At 30.1% G+C, this 6,201-nt stretch carries 4 protein-coding genes and 1 pseudogene; 3 read left to right on the top strand and 2 right to left on the bottom strand.

Translation table 11 applies throughout. From position 1 onward, the window contains the following. Positions 1–134 precede the first annotated feature (134 nt). Together Q0C58_RS09770 and Q0C58_RS09775 are read right to left on the bottom strand one after the other, a co-directional pair. The gene (locus Q0C58_RS09770; protein ID WP_290700716.1) at positions 135–515 is read right to left on the bottom strand and encodes a Rid family detoxifying hydrolase; all 381 of its coding nucleotides are present in this window, start codon (positions 513–515) and stop codon (positions 135–137) included. 79 nt (positions 516–594) lie between these two features. Beyond that, positions 595–3,318, bottom strand: coding sequence for a putative LPS assembly protein LptD (locus Q0C58_RS09775; protein ID WP_290700717.1), 2,724 nt, complete (start codon positions 3,316–3,318; stop codon positions 595–597). A gap of 137 nt (positions 3,319–3,455) precedes the next feature. Between Q0C58_RS09775 and Q0C58_RS09780 the strand changes: the two genes are divergently transcribed. From Q0C58_RS09780 to Q0C58_RS09790, 3 genes and pseudogenes are all read left to right on the top strand, one after another. Continuing rightward, positions 3,456–4,574: an N-acetylmuramoyl-L-alanine amidase gene (locus Q0C58_RS09780; RefSeq protein ID WP_290700718.1), complete on the top strand. Its 1,119-nt coding sequence runs from the start codon at positions 3,456–3,458 to the stop codon at positions 4,572–4,574. A gap of 54 nt (positions 4,575–4,628) precedes the next feature. Beyond that, positions 4,629–5,591, top strand: coding sequence for an MlaD family protein (locus tag Q0C58_RS09785; protein ID WP_290700721.1), 963 nt, complete (start codon positions 4,629–4,631; stop codon positions 5,589–5,591). Between the two features lie 13 nt (positions 5,592–5,604). Continuing rightward, a pseudogene (locus tag Q0C58_RS09790) lies at positions 5,605–6,201 on the top strand (Fe-S oxidoreductase); the annotation flags it as partial.

A 6,201-nucleotide genomic window follows, 5' to 3' on the forward strand; every position in this document is an offset into this window, starting at 1 on the left:
TTTAAAACAGGTAATTTTGAAAGACGACCAATTGAAGGTTTAGTAAAGTTTCACACTAGTTAAGTCAAAAAATAATGTAACAATAAAAAATCCCACTAATTTAGCGGGATTTTTTATTGCAAAGTATTTTAAATCTATTTAACAGCAATCATACTAATTTCAACATTTACAAATTTTGGTAAGTTTGCCACTTCAACTGTTTCTCTAGCAGGAGCAGAGGCTTCGTTGAAATACTGTCCATAAACAGTATTTATTGCTGCAAAATTATGCATATCACTAATAAATATAGATGATTTTATTACGTTTTCAAAAGTCATGTCTGCAGCTGCTAAAACCGCTTTCATGTTTTCCATAACCTGTTTTGTTTCTGTTGAGATATCATCCATAACCAATTCTCCGGTTTCTGGATGCAGAGCTATTTGTCCAGAAGTATATAAAGTATTTCCGCTTAAAACAGCTTGATTATATGGTCCAATAGGAGCAGGAGCATGTTTGGTCGTGATTATTTTTTTCATTAGTAGAGTTGTTTTTTATTTTTTATGAAAGCAGAAATTTAAATTATTCAAGAAATTAAGTTTAAGTAATTACAATAAATTAAAGTCTTTGATCTGGTTGCAGTCGTTTTTCGTATTTTAAATCCTTTAATATATTAGACTTAATACCAATAAAGAAATTCCAAGAACTTCTAGTACTAAAAGGGATCCAACTAAAATCCATACGCCAGCTTAATAAATCTCTTCCAAAACGTAATTGAGTGTATGTGAAACCTTGGTTTTTAAAATCGTAACCAGACGAGCCTCCAATACTCCAACGTGGTGAGATTTCTATATCGCCAGAAAACATAAGAGAATGAGATGAGATCTCATTTTGACGTTGCGAATTAGAGTAATTTACTGCATAAGCCAATCTAAAATCCCAAGGTACTGAGTAGCTATAGAGGTCACTCTTTTCTTCCTCTTCATCATCGTCATCTTCTTCATAACGCTGGTCTGCAAAATCTTGAGAGCGTCCAAATAAATCATCATCTCGACCACCACTATCTAGTGTTTCATTTCTACTTCGTTGGCTTGTATTAGATTTTTTATTGCCTTTACTATTTAAACTATAACCTAAGGTAAGATTAGCACTTGTTAATCTAAATAAGCTTCCACCATTATTAATATTAAACTCGTCTACCTTTCTATTATTGTTATCAAGCGCATAAGGATCTAGAGTGGCACCAAAATTCACATTCATTTTATTGTCAAATAACTGTGTGCCACCACTCATTCTTACAGGACTAAAACGCAAAGAATCTCCAGCAAGATTATAAGACGTTGAAAAGTTTAAATTATTTAATAGTATAATTTTTTTAGCTTCGGTTTTAGTACTATCTCTGTCTCTAACTTTAGCTTCAATATTGTTGCTAAGAGACATGCCTATTGAGCTAGAATAAATTTGATTAGGTGCACCAAAAAGGCTTCCTTCAAAACGAGAAAAATCTTCTTCACGTACGGTATCTCCATTAATATCTGTTACATCGTAAGTATCATAAAACCTATCGAAAGCTGGATTAACATTATAACTAACACTTGGCCGCATAACATGTCTAATGGCTTTTATTTTTTTATTTTCTCCTTCTTTTTCTAGTGGAAAAAAACCATAAATAGTTGTACCAACACTAGCTCCAAAATTATAAGTTCTGTAAGCATCAAAACCAGTAACATCTTCTGTTACAACTTCAAAATTTTCATTATCAAAGAAACGATCAATTGTATTTAAAGTCCAAGTTTCATCAAAGTTAGCACTAGCGCTTACACTAAAATAATTAAATAGCTTAAAATTTGTAGTTACTGGTATCGAGTGTTGCATTCCTATTCTAGCATCATCAAACATTTCACTTTTAAAAAACAAAGAATCTGTAGTTTGTATTCTGTTTTCTCCTCTTAGATTATACTGTAAATTTATATTTTGAATAATACCTTTTTTAGATCCAACTTTAGGTTCAAAAGGATAAATACGACCTACACTAGCTTGTAAAGTAGGTAAGGTTAAATTTATTTGTTCTGTTTGTGTGTTTTGAGAATGTGTAGCAGTTACACTCATATTAATTTGTGGCTCTCCTTCAAAAGTTTTAGAATAAGATATAGAAGATGCTAATGTGTTATTTAAAAAACTAGCTGTATTAACTTGGTTTTGAGATTGCTGGAAAAAATTACTACTTCCTAAGTTTACAGATGCAGAGAACCGTGAACTTGGGTTAGATTTAGTATCTTGAGAATGAGACCAACGCAAATTGTATATAGTTGTTTTAGAAAAATCGGGAAAGCCACGTTCGCTAGTTAATAAATTCTCGTATTTAAAACTTAAACGACCATTATACTTGTAGCGTACTTTATAATTATTTTCCAAACGTATACCGTAACTTCCATTTGTATAGTAGTCTCCCAAAACTGCTAAATCAACATAATCATTTATAGCAAAGTAATAACCTCCATTTTGTAAAAAGTAACCACGATCGTTTTGCTCTCCAAAAGTAGGGAAAATAACACCAGAGGTTTGCTTTTTATTTAGTGGAAAAAAGGCAAAAGGAACAATAAGAGGCGTAGGCACATTGTAAACATAAAATCGAGCAGAACTTGCTACAATTTTTTTGTTTGGTACTAATTTAGCTTTATCTATTAAGAAATAATATTCTGGATCGTCATCGTCTTCTGCAGTAGTAATACGCATTTTGCTTAAAAAGTAAACCGAATCATTTTCTTTTTTAGAACGCTCAGACCTAATTTTCATGTCGTCTTGTTCTGTGTTAGAATTAAAAATTATGGCTTTTTTATTTTGAAAATTAAAAATCATAGAATCTGGTTCTATAACATTATCACCTTGAGTAAAAACAGGTCTTTGAGAATATTCGCCTAAAGAATCTTTTATTCTACCTGCATAAATTAAATTCTTACTATAATCTATAATTACAGAACCAGCAGTAATTTGTAAATCTGTATAATTAACTTTAGCTTCATTATACAAATACATTTTCTGCTCTTTCCTATCAAAAGCATTATAATCTTTCGCAGAGTATGTAACAATATCTTGTAAAAGTGCTTGTTTGGGTTTTATAGAATCTATTTCTGTAGAATCGGTTTCTATTACATTTAAAAGTTCTTCCGTAGGAATAGTAATAACTTCTTCTGTTTTTGGAGAAGGCACAGCAGGTTTAGCCTCTTTTTGTTTAGGAATTTCAATACTTTTATCATTACCATCTACTTGGGCAAAGCTAAATGTGTTGATAAACACTGTAAAACTTAGGGCAATAAGTATATGTATTTTATTTGTATGCAATGCTTTTGTATGTATTTTTGCTAAAGTATGGCTCGATATTTGAATTCACAATATTACATATATTTTTTATGAATAATTTATTATATTAATATAAAAACAAATCCATACTAAACACTTTTAAAACTGGTTATATCATTATGCAAACGAAACTAAAAACACTTTTCGTATTAATTATAATAACATTAACACTATCGTTAGCTGCAAATGCACAAGCAGAATCGGATAAATTTATTGTAGTATTAGATGCTGGACATGGTGGTGAAGAACCAGGAAAAGTTGCTAACTCTGGTATTAAAGAAAAAGATATTACTTTAAAAATAATACTAGAAGTTGGTAAAGAATTAGAAAAAAACAATAACATAAAAGTAGTCTATACTAGGAAAGCAGATGTATTTGTAGATTTATTTAAAAGAGGAAAAATAGCAAATAATGCTAATGCAGATTTATTTGTTTCTGTGCACTGTAATGCTCATAATTCTCAAGCCTCTGGTTCTGAAACTTATGTGTTAGGTTTACATAGAAATAAAACTAATTTTGAAGTTGCAAAAGCTGAAAACTCTGTTATATTTCTTGAAGAAAATTACGAGGAGAATTATGGAGGGATTGACCCTAATTCTCCTGAATCATTTGTAGGTCTTACAATAATGCAGGAAGAATATTTAGATCAAAGTATCCTTTTAGCTAAAAATATTCAAGACAATTTTACTAATAAATTAAAACGCAAAAATAGAGGTGTTAAGCAAGCTGGCTTTATTGTCTTACATCAAACTGTAATGCCAAGTGTATTGGTCGAATCTGGATTTATAACTAATAAAAATGAAGGAAAATATCTTAATTCAAAAAAAGGTCAAACTGAAATTGCTTCTGCTATTTCAAAGGCAATCTTAAAATATAAAAAAACTATAGATATAAGTTTCAATAATGAAACAGTTTTTAATGAAACAGACAAAGTTGACGAAATTGTAATTCCTTCCGAAGAAAGAAATATACCAAACACCATTTTTAAAGTACAAATTGCAGCAGGTCCTAAAAAACTAGCTCCAAAATCGTATAACTTTAAAGGCTTAAAAGAAGTCTTTCGCGAAAAAGAAAGTAAGTTATATAAATACTTTTTTGGTTACACTTCAGACATAAATAAAATTCAGCAAATGCAAAAGGAAGCTAAGAAAAAAGGGTTTAAAAGCGCTTTTATTGTAGCTTACAGAGATGGAGAACGTATTAGTTTAGAAAAAGCCTTAAATAGTACTTCTAAATAGCATTTTTCTAAGTATATTTATTTTATTTTTGTCACCAATTTTAACACTTTCATTTTGAAAATATCTAGAGAAATCAAAACAGCCATATTGGCAATTGCAGGAATAGCATTATTTATTTTCGGTTTTAGTTATTTAAAAGGAAAAAACCTTTTAGACGATTCTATTATTATTTATGCTAAATATGATAATGTAGAAGGTTTAAAACCATCAACTCCTGTAACTATAAATGGTTATGCCATAGGTAAAGTTTTAGATATTTATTTTGAAGATGAGAGCTCTGGTGTTTTAATTGTAAAAATGGATGTAGATACACGTTTTAAATTCTCTAACAATAGTAAGGCAGAACTGTTTCAAAATGGATTTATTGGCGGAAAAGCTGTACAAATTATTCCTGCTTATGATGATGCTCCAGATGCTAAAAATGGAGATTATCTTGCCAGTAAAACTAAAGAAGGCATGATGGAACTTGTTAATGAGCGTTTAACACCATTACAAGAAAAAATAGAAAAGGTTATGAGTGAAACCGACACTTTATTGGTTGGTTTTAATAATACTTTCGATGCTAAAGCACAAGCAGATTTAAAAAATAGTATAGCAAGTTTAAATGCTACAGTAAATAGTTTTAATGCAACAGCAAAATCTTTAAATAGTTTAATAGACACTAATAAATCTAAATTAGATAATACACTAGCAAATTTTGAAGCTACTTCAGGAAATCTTTCTACAATGACAGATAAAATGGCACAAGTAGATATTGCAAAAACAGTTAAAGATTTGCAAGCAACTATTAAAAAGTTCGATAATGTAATGGCTAGTGTAGAAAATGGAAAAGGCTCTATTGGTAAGCTATTAAAAGACGAAAAACTATACGAAAATCTCTCAGGAGCTTCAAAACAAATGGAAGAATTACTAGAGGATATGAAATTAAACCCTAAACGTTATGTTCATTTTTCATTATTTGGAAAAAAAGCAAAACAATATGATGCAGAAGGGAATGAAATAAAAGATAAAAAATAATATTAGCCTAATTATGAATTACTTACCAAACATACTATTTGCCATTATTCTTATTGCTGGTATTGGTTATTTTGCAAGAAATGTAAAAAAACTATTTCGTAACATTAAGTTGGGTAAAGACTTTAATGTAAGCGATAATAAACCACAACGCTGGAAAAACATGGCTATGATAGCGATTGGGCAAAGCAAAATGGTAAAACGCCCTGTATCTGGCTTTTTTCACATTATAGTTTACGTTGGTTTTGTAATTATAAACATAGAAGTTTTAGAAATTATTATCGATGGTCTTTTTGGTACACATCGTATAGGTCTTAGTATTTTACCAGAATCTATTTATGGGTTTTTAATAGGCTCTTTCGAAATTCTAGCTGCTCTAGTATTTGTAGCAGTTGTTGTTTTCTGGATTAGAAGAAACGTAATAAAACTAAAACGTTTTATGAGTGCCGAAATGAAAGGATGGCCTAAAAGCGATGGTAATATTATTCTCTATTTTGAAATGGTATTAATGACCTTGTTTATAGTAATGAATGCTACAGACAGTTCTTTTCAAGCCTTAGACTCAGGAAATGTAATCAGTCAATTTGTTTCTCCATTATTTGGTGATAATCCC

It is taken from the genome of Lacinutrix sp., assembly GCF_023299985.1.
Classification (GTDB): domain Bacteria; phylum Bacteroidota; class Bacteroidia; order Flavobacteriales; family Flavobacteriaceae; genus Lacinutrix.